The organism is Burkholderia mycopellens (assembly GCF_964265025.1).
In the GTDB taxonomy this organism is placed as follows: domain Bacteria; phylum Pseudomonadota; class Gammaproteobacteria; order Burkholderiales; family Burkholderiaceae; genus Burkholderia.
This window is the reverse complement of sequence record NZ_OZ183804.1, coordinates 22,845-42,794: the sequence shown is the minus strand read 5'-3', so window position 1 is coordinate 42,794 and position 19,950 is coordinate 22,845. Positions and strand designations below refer to the sequence as shown.

The 19,950-nt window shown below is 67.6% G+C and carries 17 protein-coding genes; 8 read left to right on the top strand and 9 right to left on the bottom strand.

What is annotated here, in order from left to right; all coding sequences use genetic code 11:
• Positions 1 to 47 precede the first annotated feature (47 nt).
• Positions 48 to 692: a glutathione S-transferase family protein gene (locus tag ACPTTC_RS34200; protein WP_423395795.1), complete on the top strand. Its 645-nt coding sequence runs from the start codon at positions 48 to 50 to the stop codon at positions 690 to 692.
• A 246-nt stretch (positions 693 to 938) separates the two neighbouring features.
• On the opposite strand, the gene ACPTTC_RS34195 is transcribed toward ACPTTC_RS34200, so the two are convergent.
• The 3 genes from ACPTTC_RS34195 to ACPTTC_RS34185 all read right to left on the bottom strand — a co-directional run bounded on the left by ACPTTC_RS34195 (position 939) and on the right by ACPTTC_RS34185 (position 3,348).
• Positions 939 to 1,421 carry a sodium:proline symporter gene (locus tag ACPTTC_RS34195; RefSeq protein ID WP_423395794.1) on the bottom strand — a complete coding sequence of 161 codons (483 nt, stop codon included), beginning with the start codon at positions 1,419 to 1,421 and terminating at the stop codon, positions 939 to 941.
• A 112-nt stretch (positions 1,422 to 1,533) separates the two neighbouring features.
• A complete protein-coding gene (locus ACPTTC_RS34190; RefSeq protein WP_226201125.1) occupies positions 1,534 to 2,202 on the bottom strand; it encodes a nitroreductase in 669 nt (222 codons plus the stop codon).
• Positions 2,203 to 2,385: 183 nt separating this feature from the next.
• Positions 2,386 to 3,348, bottom strand: a complete 963-nt coding sequence (locus ACPTTC_RS34185) for a LysR substrate-binding domain-containing protein (RefSeq protein ID WP_423395793.1) — start codon at positions 3,346 to 3,348, stop codon at positions 2,386 to 2,388.
• A 57-nt stretch (positions 3,349 to 3,405) separates the two neighbouring features.
• On the opposite strand from ACPTTC_RS34185, the gene ACPTTC_RS34180 reads away from it, so the two are divergent.
• The 3 genes from ACPTTC_RS34180 to ACPTTC_RS34170 all read left to right on the top strand — a co-directional run bounded on the left by ACPTTC_RS34180 (position 3,406) and on the right by ACPTTC_RS34170 (position 6,495).
• Positions 3,406 to 4,305: a DMT family transporter gene (locus ACPTTC_RS34180; protein WP_423395792.1), complete on the top strand. Its 900-nt coding sequence runs from the start codon at positions 3,406 to 3,408 to the stop codon at positions 4,303 to 4,305.
• A gap of 639 nt (positions 4,306 to 4,944) precedes the next feature.
• Entirely contained in the window at positions 4,945 to 6,099 is a 1,155-nt protein-coding gene (locus tag ACPTTC_RS34175) for a branched-chain amino acid ABC transporter substrate-binding protein (RefSeq protein WP_226201128.1), read from the top strand.
• Positions 6,100 to 6,192: 93 nt separating this feature from the next.
• Entirely contained in the window at positions 6,193 to 6,495 is a 303-nt protein-coding gene (locus tag ACPTTC_RS34170) for an XRE family transcriptional regulator (protein ID WP_423395791.1), read from the top strand.
• 93 nt (positions 6,496 to 6,588) lie between these two features.
• Here the strand turns inward: ACPTTC_RS34170 and ydiJ are convergent, their stop codons facing one another.
• The gene (gene ydiJ / locus ACPTTC_RS34165) at positions 6,589 to 9,648 is read right to left on the bottom strand and encodes a D-2-hydroxyglutarate dehydrogenase YdiJ (RefSeq protein WP_423395790.1); all 3,060 of its coding nucleotides are present in this window, start codon (positions 9,646 to 9,648) and stop codon (positions 6,589 to 6,591) included.
• A gap of 153 nt (positions 9,649 to 9,801) precedes the next feature.
• On the opposite strand from ydiJ, the gene ACPTTC_RS34160 reads away from it, so the two are divergent.
• A complete protein-coding gene (locus tag ACPTTC_RS34160) occupies positions 9,802 to 10,698 on the top strand; it encodes a LysR substrate-binding domain-containing protein (RefSeq protein WP_423395789.1) in 897 nt (298 codons plus the stop codon).
• Between the two features lie 22 nt (positions 10,699 to 10,720).
• Here ACPTTC_RS34160 and ACPTTC_RS34155 read toward each other — a convergent pair whose 3' ends face one another.
• Positions 10,721 to 11,572 (bottom strand): LysR substrate-binding domain-containing protein, encoded by an 852-nt coding sequence (locus ACPTTC_RS34155; protein ID WP_226201131.1) that lies wholly within the window; start codon positions 11,570 to 11,572, stop codon positions 10,721 to 10,723.
• Between the two features lie 110 nt (positions 11,573 to 11,682).
• Between ACPTTC_RS34155 and ACPTTC_RS34150 the strand changes: the two genes are divergently transcribed.
• On the top strand, positions 11,683 to 12,330 hold the full coding sequence (locus tag ACPTTC_RS34150) for a LysE family translocator (protein WP_423395788.1): 648 nt from the start codon (positions 11,683 to 11,685) through the stop codon (positions 12,328 to 12,330).
• 72 nt (positions 12,331 to 12,402) lie between these two features.
• Here the strand turns inward: ACPTTC_RS34150 and ACPTTC_RS34145 are convergent, their stop codons facing one another.
• From ACPTTC_RS34145 to msuE, 4 genes are all read right to left on the bottom strand, one after another.
• On the bottom strand, positions 12,403 to 13,851 hold the full coding sequence (locus ACPTTC_RS34145; protein WP_423395787.1) for an APC family permease: 1,449 nt from the start codon (positions 13,849 to 13,851) through the stop codon (positions 12,403 to 12,405).
• 23 nt (positions 13,852 to 13,874) lie between these two features.
• Complete coding sequence (locus ACPTTC_RS34140) at positions 13,875 to 15,104, bottom strand: SfnB family sulfur acquisition oxidoreductase (RefSeq protein ID WP_423395786.1); 1,230 nt, start codon at positions 15,102 to 15,104, stop codon at positions 13,875 to 13,877.
• Positions 15,105 to 15,278: 174 nt separating this feature from the next.
• Positions 15,279 to 16,382 carry a dimethylsulfone monooxygenase SfnG gene (sfnG, locus tag ACPTTC_RS34135; protein ID WP_423395785.1) on the bottom strand — a complete coding sequence of 368 codons (1,104 nt, stop codon included), beginning with the start codon at positions 16,380 to 16,382 and terminating at the stop codon, positions 15,279 to 15,281.
• Between the two features lie 36 nt (positions 16,383 to 16,418).
• Positions 16,419 to 16,979 (bottom strand): FMN reductase, encoded by a 561-nt coding sequence (gene msuE / locus ACPTTC_RS34130; protein ID WP_423395784.1) that lies wholly within the window; start codon positions 16,977 to 16,979, stop codon positions 16,419 to 16,421.
• Positions 16,980 to 17,541: 562 nt separating this feature from the next.
• On the opposite strand from msuE, the gene ACPTTC_RS34125 reads away from it, so the two are divergent.
• Positions 17,542 to 18,774, top strand: coding sequence for an acyl-CoA dehydrogenase family protein (locus ACPTTC_RS34125; RefSeq protein ID WP_423396554.1), 1,233 nt, complete (start codon positions 17,542 to 17,544; stop codon positions 18,772 to 18,774).
• Entirely contained in the window at positions 18,771 to 19,871 is a 1,101-nt protein-coding gene (locus ACPTTC_RS34120; protein ID WP_423395783.1) for a sigma-54 interaction domain-containing protein, read from the top strand. Before ACPTTC_RS34125 ends, ACPTTC_RS34120 begins: the two co-directional genes overlap by 4 nt.
• Positions 19,872 to 19,950: the final 79 nt, after the last annotated feature.

Genomic DNA, 19,950 nt, shown 5'->3' with positions numbered 1-19,950 from the left:
CGTTTACACTGTCGCGATCCCGTTCCGCTCACTACATGGAGGCCGGCATGCTGACCGTATGGGGGCGCCGCAATGCATTCAACGTCCAGAAGGTGATGTGGCTCGTCGACGAGCTCGCGCTCGCGCATCGGCACGTGCCGGCCGGAGGCCAGTTCGGCGTGCTCGACACGCCCGCTTTTCTCGCGATGAACCCGCACGGGCGCGTGCCCGTGATCGACGACGGCGGCACGGTCGTCTGGGAATCGCACAGCATCCTGCGCTACCTCGCCGCGCGTTACGGACGCCCCGGCTTCTGGCGCGACGACCCCGCCGAACAATCGCGCGCCGACCGCTGGATGGACTGGTCGCAATCCACGCTGCAGCCGGCGTTCCTGAACGGCGTGTTCCGGGGCTACTTCCGGACGCCGCCCGAGCAGCGCGACACGGCGCGCGTCGAGCAGAGCATCGCGGCGTGCGCGCAGCACTTCCAGGCGCTCGATGCGGCGCTGGCCGGGCAAGCGTTTCTCGCAGGCGACGCGCTTACGCTCGCCGACATTGCGGCCGGCACGCACCTGTATCGCTACTTCGAACTCGACATCGCACGGCCGGACCTCCCGCACGTGCAAGCCTGGTACGAACGGCTGAAAGCGCGGCCCGCATATCGCACGCACGTGATGATTCCGTTCGACGACTTGCGCGGGCGGCTCGATTAGCAGATGCGCTGGCCGCGGATCTGCGCGGAAACACCGCCTGACGTCGGCGCATTCCACCGAATCCGCTCACGCCGCCGAACGGATGCATGCCGCCGAATCCGTGGCCGGCGGTGCCGGCAGGGAGCGCGCCATGGCGAAAGCCACCGCCGATCGGTACGCCGAAGCGGCAATGGTCCATCCCGTTGAAGTGGACGACGCGCTCGCAGTGGTGGAAATGGTGCAAATGATCGACACGGGCAACCGCGACTATCGTTGCCGCGGTTGGCGTCGGGCCTGGCGCGTGGCGAGGCGGTAAACGACCGCTCCGGTGATCCCGAATACCAGATGGGCCACGAGCGTGATCGCGCCACGAACCGGGATGAACCACGGGAAGATCGCGGTGAAGGCGTACAGGTTGACGCCGTACAGGATGAGGCCGAACGCGCCGCCTGCGAGTAGCGCGGCCGCAAGCGACAGGTTGCGAATCACCTTCGCCAGCACGGCCGCATAGGCCAGCGACAACACCAGGTGCACGAAGGTCGCGGCCGCCATGACCCGCGGATCGAAGCCGGCCGATGCGCCGAGCACGCCGCGCCCCATCACGATCGCCGCCGTGAGGCGTGTGTCGCGCAACAGGTTCGCGATGGCGTCGTCGCCGACGATCGGCCAGAGCAGCAGCTCGACGACCGTCGAACCGAACGCCGCACCCAACGCTGCCCAGAGAACCGGGACGAAACCGGCTCGTTTCAATTGACGCTCCCGTCGCAACCGGTCGATGCCTCGAAGCGGCCTGCGCGCCGCCGGCTAGGGCGCCGGTCGCGCAGCGTGTGCCCGCGATACCGAACCGGGCCACCACGCAAAATTACGACGCCCCTTCGCAATCCGTCCAGTACGCGAAGGGATCGCGATGATTCGGATAGTTCTCGTCGAGCCATTTCACCAACGTTGCCCGCGCGTTGTCCATGTCGGCTTTCAGCGACGAGGTGGTCAATTCGTGCACTTCGATGGCTTTTTCGCGATCGATCACGAAGCAGTTCCAGTCGGGGCCGTCGAGATCCGGATCGTCGGACGCCTTCGACGACTTGCCCCAGCCCAGCCCCTTGCGTGCGTCGATGTAATAGCGCGGATGCACTTTCAGATACGACATCTCGCCGCCCTGCAGGCTGCTCTCCGCGCGCAGCACGTCGTGCCCGTCGACGATCTGCGTGACTTCCGGAAGCCGGCGCGCTCGCCATCCGGCGGGCAGCGTCGCGATGGCCTTGACGCTGTCGTACATCCCCCACTCCAGCCCCCAGGCCTCGGCCATGCGCTTCATGAATGCGTTCGCATTCGGATAGCCGCGCAACTGGATCCGGGTCGACAGCGTGACTTCGATCCCGCCGCGGCCGCCCGTGCCGGCGGATGCGTCGTCTGCGCTCGCTTCGAACGGATTGCCCGGACGCGACGCGCGCGTCGCATCCGCGGGCGCCATGCCCGAAAACAGCTGGTCGAGCGCGGCACGCGCTTTCGACGACTTGTCTGGCTTGTTCATTGTTGACCTCGCTTGCATCCGCACGGATGCATGTATTTTCGAATTTCGTTCATCGCTCCACCTCATCGTTATTCGCGGTCGCATTGTCGTCGATCCGGCGGCCCGAGCCTAGTGCCCCATATCGCACAACGCTTTCTTCACCCCCACCGGCGCACCGTGGCAGGTCTCGCGGCGGCAGGCCGGCTAACCTTCTGCCCCCACCGCCGCTCGCATCCGCTCCATCAACGCCAGCACCTCAGGCCGATTTTCCCCCTTCGCGTGCACGAAGTAATACCTGAGCACCGAATCGACCTCGTGCCGGCTCACGCGTACGAGGCCGCTGCGCTTGAGATAGGCGTCGGCGAGCGGTACCCGCGCCAGCGCCACGCCGAGTCCGGCCTCGGCCGCGGCCAGCACGAGGTTGTAATCCTCGAAGCGGCGATCCTGCGCGCGCGGCTTGAACGGCACGCCCAATGCATCGAACCACGTGCGCCAGCCGGTCACATCGGAATCGTGCAGCAACGGCAGGTCGAGCAACGCGGCATCGCCGCGCCGGCGGCGCGCCTTGGCCAGTTGTGCGGCGAGCCGCGGATGCGCGACCGGATAGAGCCGCTCCGGCATGAACGCGCGGGTCTCGAGCTGACGCCAGTTGCCGCGCCCGTACCGGACCGACAGGTCCGCTTCGCCGCCGGCGATATCCACGTTGCGAAGATCGATGCCGAGTTCGATCCGCAATGCGGGCGCCTCGCTCTCGAGCGCATGCTGGCGCTCGAACAGCCAGAGCTGCGCGAAGGCCGGCACCACGCTCATCCTGACCAGTCGCGGCGTACGCGGCGAGCGCCACTGATCGGCCGCGCTGTCGATGATCGCGAATGCCTGTTCGATCCGGCCGACGAAGCGCTGGCCGTCCGGCGTCAGGCGCACGCCGCGCGCATGACGTTCGAACAATTTCAGCCCGAGCCAGTTTTCGACAGCGGCCACCCGCCGGCTGATCGCGCCGTGCGTCACGCCGGAAACATCGGCCGCCGCCAGGAACGAACCCTCGCGCGCGACCGTGCACACCGTCTCCAGGCTCGCGAGCGGCGGCCGCGAACCCGGCGCCGGCGCGCGCTTCGCGCGGGTTGAAGCGCTGGCCGTCCGCCGGTTCGAGCTGTGAATCATGGTCATATCTGCGTGCTGATCTGTGCGCTAGCTTAGCATCTTGCCACATCGCATCATTGGCGCATGAACACACTCTCCACACCGTCGTCGCGCCCTGCGCGACAGCCGCTGATCGCGGCCGGCGCGGTCGCCTTCACGATCGTTTCGTGGGCGTCCGCTTTCCCGTTCATCCGGATCGGCCTGCATGGCCTGACTCCGCTGCAGCTCGCGGCGGCGCGCTTCGCCACCGCGGCCGTGCTGATCGTCGCGTGGCTGATCGCGCGGCGGCCACGCGTGCCGACACGGAGCGACGCACTGCGCTTCCTGCTGTGCGGCTTGCTCGGCATCGCGCTCTACAACGCGCTGCTCAATACCGGCGAACAGACCGTCTCGGCCGGCGCGGCGAGCTTCATCGTGAACACGCTGCCGATCTTCACGGCGCTGCTGGCCGCCGTGTTTCTCGGCGAGCGCTTCAATCGCTGGGGCTGGCTCGGCTCGCTGGTCAGCCTCGCCGGCATCGCGGTGATCGCGCGCGGGCAACCGGGCGGCCTCGTGCTCGGCGCGGGCAGCACGCTGATTCTCGGTGCGGCCCTGTGCTCGGCCAGCTATTTCGTGCTGCAGCGGCGGCTGATTCCGGTATACGGCGCGCTGGCCTGCACCGCGTACACGCTGCTGGCCGGCGCGCTGCTGCTCGCACCGTGGCTGCCGGGCGCACTCGCAGCGCTGGGCAGCGGGTCGCGCGACACGACGCTGGCCGTGCTGACGCTCGGCATCTTCCCCGCCGCGCTCGGTTACGCGACGTGGACGTTCGCACTCGGCTACTTCGGCGCGGCGCGCGCCGCCAACTTCCTCTATCTGACGCCTGCGGTCGCGACGGTCCTGTCGATGGCACTGACGGGCGAGCGGCCCGGCATCGAGACGGTGTGCGGCGGCCTGCTGGCAATTGCCGGCGTGATCTTCGTGGCGTTGCGCGGACGTTCGTAGGCTCGACGCCGCATCGGGCCGGCCCGATCGCCCCGGCGATCCGCAAGCGAGCCGGCCAGGACGAACCCCGGTACCTGCGAAGCCGAACGCGTTGCGTGGGCGGTCGATCGCCGCCAGTTCGCCGATGCCGGCGGGCTTGACCGTTAGTTGCATCAAAGCGCAAGTCGATCCCGATGAAGCATGGCCCCGCAACCGGATGCGCAATCGAAATCGCCCAAACTGTGCAGACAAATCGACCGAACAGTTCCGGATTGACCGCACATCAGTGTCCATGGCTTCCCCCCGGCCACCGGCCGAATAATGGATGCGGCCGTAAGGCCGTCGACAGTGAATCGCAGGCTGTAGCCTGCCGCGATGCACGATTTCCGGCATCCGGTGCCTTCGAATGCCGGGCGCCGGCCGTGCTGCACACGCCCCGCTACGCGATTCGCTGCAGCGCGCAAAATCGGCTTCATATATATTCATACGAATTGCACCGTATCCGGCCCCGGTTTGCCCGCTCACCCGGGCGACGCGTCGAGCGGCCGGACGCGATGCAAGTGAAGCCCATGATGGCTATGGAGACTCGTCCGATCGCCCCGACCTCGCCGTCGGCCGGTCGAGACGTCAATAGAAAGACATTCAAATCGGAGAAGGCAGATGGAACGAAGCACTGTCGGCATGCGCTGCAAACCCCTGGTCACCGTCGCACTGGCTGCCGCCGCGTTCGCGGCCGCGTCGACCGCGATGGCCGACCAGGTCGTCAAGATCGGCAGCGTCGAACCGACGACGGGCGGCATTTCGCACCTCGGCAAGGACAACGAGAACGGCGCGCGCCTCGCAGTCGAGGAAATCAATGCGAAGGGGCTCACGATCGGCGGCAAGAAGATCACGCTGCAACTCGATGCGCAGGATGACGCGGCCGACCCGCGGCAGGCCACGCAGGTCGCGCAGAAGCTGGTCGACGACAAGGTCGTCGCCGTCATCGGCCACCTGAACTCGGGCACGTCGATCCCGGCGTCGAAGATCTACAGCGACGCGGGCATCGTGCAGATCTCGCCGTCGGCCACGAACCCGACCTACACGCAGCAAGGCTTCAAGACGACCTACCGCGTCGTCGCGACCGACGCGCAGCAAGGCCCGGCGCTCGCGAGCTACGCGCAGTCGAAGGGCGTGAAGAGCGTGGCGGTGATCGACGATTCGACCGCGTACGGCCAGGGCCTCGCGAACGAGTTCGAGAAGAAGGCGAAAGCGCTCGGCCTGAAGGTCCTGTCGCACGACGCGACGAACGACAAGGCGGTCGACTTCCGCGCGATTCTGACGAAGGTCAAGGGCGAGAACCCGGACGCGATCATGTACGGCGGCATGGACGCCACCGGCGGCCCGCTCGCGAAGCAGGCGAAGCAGCTCGGCCTGCGCGCGAAGATCCTGTCCGGCGACGGCGTGTGCACCGACTCGCTCGCCGAACTGGCCGGCCCGGCGGCCGACAACGTGCTGTGCTCGCAGGCCGGCGCTGCGCTCGAGAAGATGCCGGGCGGCGCGGCCTTCCTCGCGAAGTACCAGAAGCGCTTCAACCAGGGCATCAAGTTCGATGCGCCGTTCGCGTATGACGCGGTCTACATCGCGGTCGACGCGATGAAGCGCGCGAACTCGACCGATCCGGCGAAGATCCTCGCGGCGATGCCGGCGACGAAGTACGAAGGCGTGATCGGCACGACGACGTTCGATGCGAAGGGCGATCTGACGCACGGGATCATCTCGATCTACGGCTACAAGAGCGGCAAGAAGACCTTCCTCGACCAGGTGAAGATGTAACCCGCCGCCGCGCCGGCACGACGGGAACGCCACCCGTCGTCGTCGGCGCCGGCGCCGCGCGGGCCGATTTCTGATTCACGGAGACAAAGCATCATGTGTGCAATGGCGTATGCGGAATTCCAACAGGAGTTGAAGAAGGCACAGCTGACGGCGCGCGAGTTCGCCCGCCTGATCCGGATGAACGAAAGCTCGATCACGAACTACTCGAGCAAGGGCACGGTCCCGTCCCACCTCGCGGTCATCGCGACACTGATCGGCACGATGGCGGCGCACGAGATCGATTTCCGGCGCGTGATCCGGCAGATGCGGATCGATCCGAAACGGCCGCGCGGCGGCGGCGCGTTTCCCGCAGCAGACAAGCCGCACGCCGGAAAGACGACCAAAGCCGACGCCTGAGCACAGGCGTGCGTCGACAGCGGCACGGTGCCTACCGCTCGACGCTGAAACGAACGTCATCTCGCGGGCAACGCGAAACGCCACGCCCGATCGTCACCCCGCCGCCCGCACGTGATCGAGCAGCGCCTGCAACGGATGGCGCACCTGCTTCGACGACATCCGCTTCACCTGGCTGCGGCACGAATAGCCGGTCGCCAGCGCCTCGCCTTCGTCCTCCGGCCCGTCCACGTGCGCCGCCCACGACTGCGAATAGATCGTCTTCGACGTCGCGAGATTGCGCGCCTCGTGCCCGTAGGTGCCCGACATCCCGCAGCACCCGGCCGCCTGGACCTGCAAACGCAGCCCGCGTCGCGCGAACACCTGCGCCCATTGCTTGCCGCTGTCGGGCGCATTGGTCTTCTCGGTGCAGTGCGGCAGCAACCGGTACGCCGTGGGCACGCCGCCGGCGCCCGCTCCCGTACCGTCTTCCGGCAGTGCCTGCAGCAGCCATTCCTGCGGCAGCGCGACCTTCGGCACATCGGTGAGCCCGGTCACCTTCAGGTATTCCTGCCGATACGTGAGCGTCATCGCCGGATCGAGGCCGACCAGCGCGACGCCCGAGCGCGCCAGCGCGGCCAGCTGCGTCGCATTGCGGATCGCCGCGCGCTCAAAGGCGCGCAGAAAACCCTGCACGTGCAGCGCCTTGCCGTTCGGCGCGAGCGGCGCGAGCCACACCTGAAAGCCGATGCGCGCCGCCAGCTCGATCAGCGTCGCCAGTTGCTCGGTATCGAAATAGCGCGTGAACGTGTCCTGCACGATGACGACGCTGCGTGCGCGCTGCGCGTCGCTCAGCGCGGCGAGCGCCTGCGGGTCGGCCGGTTTCACGCGCCATCGACGGATCACGGCCGCGAGATCGAAGCGGCTCAGCAGCGGGCTGTCGACCATGCCGACGTGCCGCTCCAGCACCGTGCGCACCCATCCCGCCCGCATCAGCCCGTTGTACAGCGCGGGCACCCGCGCCATCCACGGCATCGTGAATTCGAGCGAACCGATCAGGTAGTCGCGCAGCGGCCGCAGGTAGCGCTGGTGATACAGCTCGAGAAAGCGCGAGCGAAACTCCGGCACGTTCACCTTCACCGGGCACTGCCCCGCGCACGACTTGCACGCGAGGCACCCGGCCATCGCGTCGTACACCTCGTGCGAGAAATCGGCTTCGCCGTTGCGCGCCGCGCGGCTGTTGCGCCAGCGCGCGGCAAGGCCGCTCAGGAACGGCTGCCGCGCACGCGCCGCCGCGACGACGTCGACGCCGGCCTGCCCTTGCAGGCGCAACCATTCGCGCATCAGCGACGCACGCCCCTTCGGCGATTGCACGCGTTCGCGTGTCGCCTTCCACGACGGGCACATCGCATCGTCCGGGTCGAAGTTGTAGCACGCGCCGTTGCCGTTGCAGTGCATCGCGGTGCCGTAGCGCTGCCACACCCGTTCGTCGATCTGCCGGTCGTGGTCGCCGCGCGTCGGCACTTCGTCGATCTTCAGCAGCCGCATCGTGGGGTCCGGCGGCGTCGCGATCTTGCCCGGGTTGAACTGGTTGTGCGGATCGAACGCGGCCTTCAGTTGCTGCAGCGACGGATACAGCTCGCCGAAAAACGCCGGCGCATATTCGGAGCGCACGCCCTTGCCGTGCTCGCCCCACAACAGGCCGCCGTGGCGCTGCGTGAGCGCCGCCACCGCATCCGACACGGGCCGCACCAGCGCCGCCTGCTTCGGGTCCTTCATGTCGAGCGCCGGCCGCACGTGCAGCACGCCCGCGTCGACGTGCCCGAACATCCCGTATTGCAGCCCGTGGCCGTCGAGCAGTGCGCGGAATTCGGCGATGTACGCGGGAAGGTTTTCGGGCGGCACCGCGGTGTCCTCGACGAACGGCTGCGGGCGCGCCTCGCCCTGCACGTTGCCGAGCAGGCCGACCGCGCGCTTGCGCATCGCATACACGCGCTTCACCGCGTCGTCGCCGGCCGCGAGCGTGTGGCCCAGGCGCTCGACGCTCGTATCGGTGCGCAGATGGTCGACGAACGCGCGCACGCGCGCATCGACGTCATCCGCATCGTCGCCGCTGAATTCGATCAGGTTGATGCCGAGCGTCGGCCGAGCGTCGTCCTGCGGGAAATACTCGGCCACGCTGCTCCACACGAAGTCCTTCATCGCCAGCATCAGCACCTTCGAGTCGACCGTCTCGATCGACAGCGGCTGGTGCGCGAGCAGCGCGCGCGCGTCGCGCAGCGCGTCCATGAAGCCCGCGTAGCGCACGTTGACCAGCACCGAATACTTCGGGATCGGCAGCACGTTGAGCTTCGCCTCGACGACGAAGCCGAGCGAGCCTTCGGCGCCGCACAGCACGCTGTTCAGGTTGAAGCGGCCATCGGGTTCGCGCAGGTGCGCGAGGTCATAGCCGGTCAGGCAGCGATTGAGCTTCGGAAACTTCGCTTCGATCAGCGCCGCCTTGTCGTCGCTGATGCGCCGCGCGGTGCGGTAGACCTTGCCGATACGATCCTGCCGCGCGCAGCGGCGCTCCAGCTCGTCGTCCGCGAGCGCGTCGCTGTGCAACTGTTCGCCGCCCATCAGCACGAACTCGAGCTCGAGCACGTGGTCGCGCGTCTTGCCGTACGTGCAGCTGCCCTGCCCGCTCGCGTCGGTGTTGATCATCCCGCCGACGGTCGCGCGGTTCGACGTCGACAGTTCCGGCGCGAAAAACAGCCCGTGCGGCTTCAGCGCCGCATTGAGCTGATCCTTGACGACACCGGCCTGCACGCGCACCCAGCGCTGCTCGACGTCGATTTCAAGGATCCGGTTCATGTTGCGCGACAGGTCGACAACCACGCCGTCGGTCAGCGATTGCCCGTTGGTGCCCGTACCGCCACCGCGCGCGGCCACCGCGACGTCGCGATGCGCGGGCTGGGCGAGCAGCCGCGCCAGCAGTCGGACGTCGTCCGTATGCGCGGGGCAGACCACCGCTTGCGGCAGGCGCTGGTAGATCGAGTTGTCGGTGGCCTGCACCGTCCGGTTCGCGTGGTCCGCGCGGATTTCCCCGGCGAATCCGGCGGCCTGCAGCGCGGCGAGAAAGTCACGGTATGCCTGCGCGGGCGGGCTGGCGGGACGGGGCAACGAGACGATCGACATGGGGTAGAAGCGGCAGTGTGGGTGGAACCGGCCGGCTCGCGCGGCCGAAACATGATTTTTTAGCAAGTTTCCACGCGACCGGGAATTCCAGTATCTTTGGATATTTCGCGAGAAACAAACGAATTCTGCTCCGGCGAATATTGCATAAAACTCATGAATTACCGTCGCCTCACCCCGTCGATGTCACTGCTGCTCGTGTTCGAGGCCGCCGCGCGGCATGAAAGCTATACGCGCGCGGCCGAGGAGCTGTCGCTGAGCCAGAGCGCGATCAGCCGGCAGGTTCAGACCCTCGAAGACCAACTCGGCGTGCCGCTGTTCCGGCGCGAGGGCCGCTCGGTCAAGCTGACCGAAGTGGGACGCCGCTACTTCACCGAGCTGAGCGGTGCACTCGGGCGCATCCGCGGCGCGACGCTGCAGGCGATGTCGCACCAGGCGGGCGCCGGCACGCTGCGGCTCGCGACGCTGCCCACATTCGGCTCGAAATGGCTGCTGCCGCACCTGCACGATTTCTACGCCGCGCATCCGGGCGTGACCGTGCACCTTCATTCGCGGATCGGCGGCGTCGATTTTCTCAACGACGACCTCGATGCGGCCATTACCGTCGGCGCGGGCGACTGGCCGGGCCTGCGCGCGCACCGGCTGTACAACGAGTTCCTGATCGCGATCGCGCCGCCGGACGCGGGCAGCGCAAGCCGCCGCAAGGCCGGCGCACGCACGCCGGCATGGGCCGCGAAGCAGACGCTGCTCGGCGTGACGAGCAACCAGCAGGCGTGGGCGGAATGGTTTTCGCACTATCGGCTCGACCATCGGCAGATGCGCATCGGCCCGAGCTTCGAGCTCACGTCGCACCTGATCCAGGCCGTGCGGGCCGGGATGGGGATCGGGCTGGTGCCGAAGGTGCTGGTGGAAGACGAGCTGAGCCGCAACGAACTCGTGTCGATCGGCGACGCGATCACCAGCCAGCGCAGCTACTACCTCATCTACCCGCCGGGGAACGAGACGCTGCCGTCGCTCGTCGCGTTCCGCGAATGGCTGCTGAAGTCGTGCTGAAGCGCGACCGCCAGCGGGCCGCTCAGGTGCGCCATTCGCCGAGAATCTGCTCGGCCAGGTAGTCGCACGGCGGGCGCGCGGACTGCGCGCTGCGCGCGAGCACGACCTCGAGTTCGCCGAGCGACGGCAGCCCGTGGCTTTCCGACAACTGCACGAGATGATCGGGAATGCAGCAGCGCGCGAGCGGCGCGACCGCCAGCCCGGCCTCCACCATGCTGAGCAGGCCAAGGTGGCTCGGGCTTTCGTACGACATCCGGTACGGGATCTTCCGCCGGTTCAGCGCCTTGACCGCCTGATCGCGCGCCATGCTGCCGCCGTGCGTGAAGAAGGCCACCGGCAGCGGCCGCTCCTCCCACACGTTGCGCTTCGGCGACCCGACCCAGACGAGCGGTTCGAGCCGGATCAGCTCGCCGGTCACGCCCTTGATCCGCGTGAGGCATGCGAGATCGACCGTGTTGTCCTTCAGCATCGGCACGAGCGCGCTGCTCGGCTGGCCAATCACGCGCACTTCCACGCGCGGATGCATCGCGGCGAACTTGCCGAGCACCTGCGGCAGCAGCGACGAAATGTAGTCGTCGGGCACGCCGATCGTCACGCGGCCGCGGATCTCCGGGCGTACGACCGACGCCCATGCCTCGTCGCGCATCGCCAGCATCCGGCGACCGTATTCGGCGAGCATCGTGCCGTCGTCGGTCGGCGTCACGTTGCGCGTGTCGCGGATGAAGAGCGGCTTGCCGAGCGCGTCTTCCAGCGCCTTGATCTGCATGCTCACCGCCGACGGCGACCGGTGCACGGCCTGCGCGCCCTGCGCGAACGATCCGGATTCGGCGACGGCCACCACCATCGCGAGCACATCGAGGTCGAGCTTTTTCATCGAATTCAGAAAAACTGATTAATCGATTCAGTTTATCCCGTTTTACTGTTCTCCTCCACGGCCGGACAATGCATCTCGTCAGCCCTCACCCGTTGCAGGAATCATCAGACATGCATACGTCCGGATCGCTCTACGGATTTCTCGTCATCGGCGGCATGCTCGCGGTCACGCCCGGGCCGAACATGGTCTACGTGATGTCGCGCTCGATCGCGCAAGGTCGCACGGCGGGGCTCATTTCACTCGGCGGCGTGATGATCGGCTACCTGTTCTACATGTTCGGCGCGGCGTTCGGCATCACGACGCTGTTCATGAGCGTGCCCTATGCGGGCAGCGGGCTGGCCGTGATCGGTGCCGCATACCTGCTGTATCTCGCGTGGCAGGCCGTCAGGCCCGGTGGCCGCTCGCCGTTCGAGGTGCAGGCGTTGCCCAGCGAGCGGCCGCTCCGGTTGCTCGCGATGGGGGCGACGACCAGCGTGCTGAACCCGAAGCTCGCGATGCTGTTCATCTCGTTGCTGCCGCAGTTCATCGACTACCGGAACGGCAGCGTGCTCGGGCAATCGCTGTTTCTCGGTTCGCTGCTGATCACAGCATTCGCTTGCGCGAACGGGCTGGTGGCGATCGGTTCGAGCCGCATCGCGAAATTCCTGCACGATCGCCCGACGCTGCTGCTCGCGCAGCGCTGGGCGATGGGGCTCATTCTCGGCGGGCTCGGCGTGCAGATGCTGGTCGATGCGTCGAGGATGGCCGGGGTGGCGTAACGGCCGCGAGCGAGCCGCTGAAGCGGAATCGGCCGGCCGTCACGCAAGAACGCCTCCATCGCCGCGGCTCGGTCACTTCGTCAGCAATTCCGCCTCAAGCTCGCGCAAGCGCTCCGGAAACCGGACGCGCAGCACCAGAAACCACCCGAGCCCGATCGCCAGCAGCACGACGAACACATAAGGCAGCCACGCGTAGACGCCCGCCGGCACCGGATACACGCTGCCGGCCAGCGGAATCGCGAGCAGCACGACCGCGACGACACTGATCGCCACATGCCGCGCGCGCAGCCGGTGCTGCCGGCGCAGATAAAGCGGCGCGCCGATCGCCACCAGTACGTACGCAAGCAGCCAGCCGTACGTCGCGATCGAGCTGAGATAGCCATATGAATCGAGCAGTGCGGTGCCGCGCGCGGTGAACACCAGCGCAGTGGCCAGCGCCAGCGCCGTAATCAGCGCCACTGCGACGTGCGGCGTCGCATTCCGCTCGTGCGCTTGCCCGGTCGACGCATGCAGCACGCCCTGCCGCCCGAACGTATAGACGATTCGCGCCGCCGCATTGATCGACGAGAAGAACGCCGCGAAGAAACTCAGCGCCACGCCCGCGTCGATCAGCACACCGACCCAGCCGGCCCCGAGCCGATGCGCGAGCACCGCGAGCGGACCGTCGACCTGATCGAGCGGCGGCGTCTGCCCGTGAAACGCGCTCACCATCCCGTAGGCGCCGATCACGAACAGGATCGCCGGCCCGACGACACTGATCAGCACCGCGCGCGGAATCGCGCGGAACGGGTCGCGTGCCTCCGCACCGAGCACGGTCGCACTCTCGAACCCCGTGAAGCTGAAGAACGCGAGCACCATCCCGAGCTGAAGCTGCGTCGGCTTCACGCCTTCGAGCGTGAGTTGCGCGCGATCGACCGGATGCCCGCCGAACGCGATCGTCCCGATCACGACGACGGCGATCAGCAGCAGCGTCGCGAGTTCGACGAACAGCGTGAAGCGCGTAGACAGCCGGATGTCGCGAAACGCGATGTACCACGCGGCGAACGCGGTGACGACCGTCAGCCCGAGCACCGCGCCGAGCGGCGTCGCACTGCCGAGCAGCCCGGTCTCGCGGCCCAACACCAGAAATGTGTTGATCGTCCCCTGCAGGATGCCCGCGGCGGCCACCGCATAGGCAATCAGCAGCGACCAGCCGCAGATCGCGCCCCAGACCGGCCCGATGCCGGCCGACACGTACGCATACAACGCGCCCGGCGACGCCGAATCGCGCGCGAACACCGAGATGCTCCACGACGCAAACAGCAGCGCGACGATCGCGAACAGGTAGGCCAGCCACGTGCCGTTGCCGGCCGTCGCGAATACGGCGGGGATCAGCACACCGATCCCGCCCGACACGCCGACGAGGCCGATCGACTGCGCGATCAGTTCGGGCAGGCTCAGGTAGTTGCGCCGCAGGCCGCCTGCCTGGGGTACGGCATTCCGCACGGGCAGTGCCTGCGCGGAGCTTGCTGGATGACTCATGGGTTAGCCTCGTCAGGAGCCGGTCAGTTCCAGGAATGGCGCGCGGGCTTCACGCCGTTGAGGTAGTAGTTGCCGATCGCGTGATACTTCCAGCGCACCGGGTCGTGCAGCGTATGCACGCGCGCGTTGCGCCAGTGGCGGTCGAAGTTGTATTTCGCGAGGGTCGACTTGCTGCCGCCGAGCTCGAACAGCTTGCTCGCCGCGAGCAGCGACACCTCGGTCGTCGCGATCTTCGCCTCGCCGACCGCGATCGCGGCCTGCGCGACCGTCTCCTCGCTCGGCTCGCGCTTCGCCGCGTCGACGAAGCGCCCCGAGCGCGCGAGCAGCGCTTCGGCCGCGTGCACGCGGTACGCGATATCGCCGATCTGCGCGACCGTCAGCGGATCCTCGCTCGCGCGTTCGACGCCGCTGTCGATCCACGGGCGCGCATGCTGCTGCACGAACGCGATCGTGTCCTGCAGCGCCGCGCGTGCAATCCCCAGGTCGATCGCGGCGGTCGTGATCTGCGCGAACGGGCCCGCGAAGGTCGGGCGGTCGTACGAACGCTGCGTGTGGAAGATTTCGAACGGGCTGACGCGCACGTTGTCGACGATCACCGTGCCGCTCGCGGTCGTGCGCTGCCCGAAGCCGCTCCAGTCATCCACGACGGTCAGCCCCGGCGCACCCTGCCGCACGAATGCGAGCACGGCCTGATCCGACTCGTCGAGCGCGAGCACCGGAATCCAGTGCGCGAACAGTGTGCCGGTCGAATAGAACTTGCGGCCGTTCAGCACGAACGCGTCGCCGTCGCGGCGCACACGCGTCCGGATGTCGAGCACGTTCTTGCCGCCTGCTTCGGAAAACGCATTCCCATAGCGTGCGCCCTTCAGCACGAGATCGAAGAAGAAGCGCTTCTGCGCATCGCTGCCCTCGAGGCGGATATCCTCGATCAGGCAGTAATGGTTCTGCGGGATCTGGCCGAGCGACGGGTCCGCCTGAGAAACGATCGCGATCACTTCCGCGAGCGTCACGTTCGACACCTCCGCGCCGCCATATTCGCGCGGCACGGTGATGCCCCACAGGCCGCTCGACGAGAACAGCTCGACCTCGTCGAACGGCAGCTTCCGCTCGCGGTCGCGCAACGCGGCGTGCTCGGCCAGTCGTGCCGCGACCTGGTGTGCGACATCGAGTGCCTCGGCATCCGAGCCGATGACGGGAACGGGCGTGACGCCCGCTTGCGGTTGCACGTTTTCTTCGATGATTTCCGTGGACATGTCATTTCCGGCAAAGCTCATGAACCGGCCCGCGGTGCCGTGAAGCATCCGCCGACCTCCTGTTTCGATATCCGAAACGTCAAACCCGGATGACCCACCAGCGCGGTCGGCGTCACCCCTTCGGTCAACCCGCGCGCGGCACGCGTGAATGCCCGCCGCGCACCGGCCTGCGCATTACGCAGCAACCGCCTGTCGCTGCGCCTCGAGTTCGCGCACGAGCGGCAGCACGCGCTTGCCGAAGTACTCGACTTCCTCGATGAAATGCAGGAACCCCGCAAGCACGAGATCGACACCGATCGCCTTCAGGGCGACGATGCGCTCGGCGATCTGCCGCGGCGTGCCGATCAGGTTCGTGCGGAAGCCGTCGTTGTACTGCACGAGATCCTCGAACGTCGACTTCGCCCAGTTGCCTTCGCCCTCCGGCGACGCGCTGCCGGCCTGCTTGACCGCATCGCCGAACGCATGCACGGCCTCGACGTGCGCGTGCCGGATGATGTCGTCGAGCACGGCCTTCGCCTCTTCCTCGGTATCGCGCGCGATCACGAACGCGTTGACGCCGATGCGCACGCGATGGTTGTTTGCCGCCGCCTTCGCGCGGATGTCGTCGATCTGCGCCTTCAGGTTCTCCGGCGTATTGCCGTTCGTGAAGTACCAGTCCGATACGCTCGCCGCGTTGTCGCGCGCCGCCCGCGAGCTGCCGCCCTGGAAGATCTCCGGATGCGGCTTCTGCACCGGCTTCGGGCTCAGCGTGTAGTCGTTGAAGCGGTAGAAGTCGCCCTTGAACGTGAAGTTGTCCTGCGTCCAGATGCCCTTCAGCGCCTGGATGAATTCCTTCGAGCGCCGATAGCGTTCGTCATGCTCGAGCCACGGCTCGCCGATCGCGGTGAATTCGCCCTTGAACCAGCCGCTCACGACGTTGATCGCGATGCGGCCGTTCGAGATGTGGTCGATCGTCGCGAGCTGCTTCGCGACCACGGCCGGATGCCACGGCCCCGGCAGGATCGCGGCGAGCACCTTGAGCTTCGTCGTCGCATGCAGCAGCGCCTGGCTGAACGACACCGACTCGTGCTGGTATTCGGCGCCGTAGCCGGCGGTGAAGCGGATCTGGCTCAGCGCGTACTCGAAGCCGGCCGCTTCGGCCGTGCGCGCGAGCTGCTGGTTGTATTCTAGGCTCCAGTCGGTGCGCTGCTCGATCGTGCTGACGACGAGGCCGCCGCTGACGTTCGGCACCCAGTAGGCGAACTTGACGCCGTCGGCGGAAGAATCGGTATGGCTCATGAGTGTGTCCTGGTCGGAAGAGAAAACGCAGGCCGCCTACGCGGCCGCGACGGAAAGCGCATGCGGGCGCAGTTGCGGCACCGCGCGATCGACGGCAAGCGCGATACGCGCGCGCAGCGCCGGGTTCGTGATCTGGTACTGGTCGAAATCGCTTTCGGACGCATACACGCCGATCGGCAGCGTGCGGGCCTGGAAGAAGCTGAACAGCGGACGGAGTTGATGGTCGATCACGAGCGCATGACGCTCGCTGCCGCCGGTGGCCGCCAGCAGCACGGGCACGTCGATCAGCGCTTCGTGATGCACGAGGTCGAACAGGTGCTTGAAGAGCCCCGTGTACGACGCGCGATACACGGGGCTCGCGACGACGAGCGCATCGGCCGTCTCGATCGCGCGGATCTGCGCATCGAGGTCGGCCGGTACCTGCGCGCGCGTCAGCGCGCCGGCCAGCCGGGCGCCGATCTCGCCGAGTTCGATCAGCCGTGTTTCGATCGGCAGCGCGGCGCCGAGCGCCGCGACGATCGCGTCGGTCAGCGCCAGCGTGCGGGACGGCCGTTGCAGGCCGCCCGATATCGCGACCACGTTGATTGCATGGCTCATCGGTTGCATTCCCCTTGTCGAGTCGGGTGCCGACGCACCCGTCACGTCATGATCAGCAAGGAGCGTGCCATTTCAACGATCGCGACGACGAACAATCGTCTGCATGACGAAATGCATCGCGATCGACGGCCCGTCATGGCGTCCCCGACAAACGCCGCACGTTGATAAGCGTGCCAGCCGCGGCATCACAACCATATTCCGCAGCGCGATGAACTCGGGGAAACAACGCTGCTGATACGCTGCTGCGTGATCAGCAGCGCTGTGTCCAGCAGGCGTATTTCTCTGCTTCGACACGGATTCCGTCAGGCACGGCGCGTCCCGTCCGTGCCGTAGCGTCGACACGCCCGCTGCAGGCGTCACCTTGCGCGCCACCGATCGCTGCGCCGCGCGACCTTGCCGTGCACGACCGCGTCCAGCGCAGCAATCCCGCATTGGTTATCAGAAATCGATGTTTCCCGCGTTGCGCAAAACGTTGAACACTCTGCTGATCACGCAGCACCCGGTCAGCAACGCCCGCCGCGCCCTGACCGTTTTCGTGCAGCAACCCGACGCATTCATCGCCATGACATCCATTTCCGTATCGCCCCGCGCGGAAGGCCTGCGCGTCGCCGCGCCGCCCCGCGGCGAACCGGCGCCCGCCGACGCCCTGCAAACCGCCGAGCGCCTGGCGGCCGGCTTTGCAAGCACGGCGGCCGAACGCGACCATCGGGGCGGCACGCCGAAGGCCGAGCGCGACCAGTTGCGCGACAGCGGCCTGCTCGCGCTGAGCATCCCGGCCGCCTATGGCGGCCTCGGCGCGAGCTGGCGCACGACGCTCGACGTCGTCCGCGTGCTCGCTGCAGCGGACAGTTCGCTCGCGCACGTATTCGGTTTCCACCACCTGATGCTCGCGACCGTGCGGTTGTTCGGCGCGCCCGCACAGTGGGAATCGTGGTTCGAACGCACCGCGCGCCAGCAATGGTTCTGGGGCAACGCGCTGAATCCGCTCGACGAGCGCACGCTCAGCCGCTCGCGCGGCGCATGGCATGAATTCAGCGGCCAGAAGAGTTTCTGCTCGGGGGCGCTCGATTCGCAGATGCTGATCGCGTCCGCGCACGATGCCGACACACGTGCGTTCCTGATCGCCGCCGTGCCGACCCAGCGCAGCGGCATCTCGATCGCGGACGACTGGAACAACATCGGCCAGCGCCAGACCGACAGCGGCACGGTCACGTTCGAGCAAGTACGCGTCGAGGATCACGAACTGCTGACGGACCCCGGCCCGCTGTCGACGCCATTCGCGTGCCTGCGCCCGCTCGTCGCGCAGCTCGTGCTGACGAACGTGTATCTCGGCATCGCCGAAGCCGCGTTCAACGACGCGCGGCACTACACGCTGCACGAGGCGCGGCCGTGGCCCGGCGCGCAGGTCGCGAGCACCGGCGACGATCCGTACATCCTCGGCCAGTACGGCGAATTCTGGGTCGGGCTCGAAGCCGCACGCGTGCTCGCCGATCGCGCGGCGGACCAGCTCGACGCAGCATGGTCGCGCGGTGCGGCGCTCGCACATGCGGAGCGCGGCCAGGTTGCGCTCGCCACGGCCGCGGCCAAGGTGTCGGCCGCGCGCACCGGGCTCGATCTCTGCACGCGGATGTTCGACGTCGCCGGCGCGCGCGCAACGCACGGCGCGCTGCGGCTCGACCGGCACTGGCGCAACCTGCGCACCCACACGCTCCACGACCCGCTCGCATACAAGATTCGCGAGATCGGCGAATGGGCGCTCAAGCGAACCCCTCCGACGCCGGGCTTCTACTCGTGAACCACTCCCCTTCCGATGCGTGGCCCGACGCCGCGCCCGTCCTCACGCTGCCCGATCGGCCCGCGCTTGCGACGTCCATTCGTGCCCGCGCGCAGGTGTTCGTCGATCCGCGCTCGGTCGCGCTGCTCGAACGGATTCGCCTGGTCGCGCCGAGCGATGCGAACGTGCTGATCGTCGGCGAGACCGGCACCGGCAAGGAACTGATCGCGCGCCACGTACACGGCCTCAGCCGCCGCAATGGCGGGCCGTTCATCGCGGTGAACTGCGGCGCCTTCTCCGAAACGCTCGTCGAGAGCGAACTGTTCGGCCACGAGAAAGGCGCGTTTACCGGCGCGTTCAGCGCGAAGCCCGGCTGGTTCGAAGCCGCGAACGGCGGCACGCTGTTTCTCGACGAGATCGGCGACCTGCCGCTGTCGATGCAGGTCAAGCTCCTGCGCGTGCTGCAGGAGCGCGAGGTCGTGCGGCTCGGTTCGCGCACGGGCGTGCCGATCGACGTGCGCGTGGTCGCCGCGACCAACGTGGATCTGCAGCAGGCCGTCGCGAACGGGCAGTTTCGCGGCGACCTGTTCTACCGGCTCAACGTCGTGCAGCTCGCGGTGCCGACGTTGCGCGAGCGCCCGGGCGACATCCTGCCGCTCGCGCGCCACTTCTTCGACGACTACCGGAGCCGCCTCGGCTACGGGCCGCGCAGCATCGATCCGCGCGCCGAGCGCCGGCTCGAGGCACATGGCTGGCCCGGCAATATCCGCGAACTCGAGAACGTGATCCATCACGCGCTACTCGTGAGTCGCCACGACGCACTGCAGGAGGCCGACCTGCACATCGCGCCGCCGGGCGTACGGACCGCCGCCGCGCGCACGCCGGAGCAGGAACCCGGCCCGGCCGCCGGCGCGCAAGCCGCGCTCGAACGCGCGCTGCGCGACCTGTTCGACGAGGATCACGGCAACCTGTTCGAACGCATCGAGGACACCGTGATGCGCGTCGCATTCGAATTCAGCCACCGCAACCAGATCCAGGCCGCACGGCTGCTCGGCATCAGCCGCAACGTGCTGCGCGCGCGGCTGATTCGAGCGAAGGAAATTGCGGCGGTGAAGTAGCCGCGTATGGGAGCGCGCCGCTGCGTTGCTCCGGCGCGATCGCACCGCGATCCTTACAGCAACGTCCGAACCTGATGTA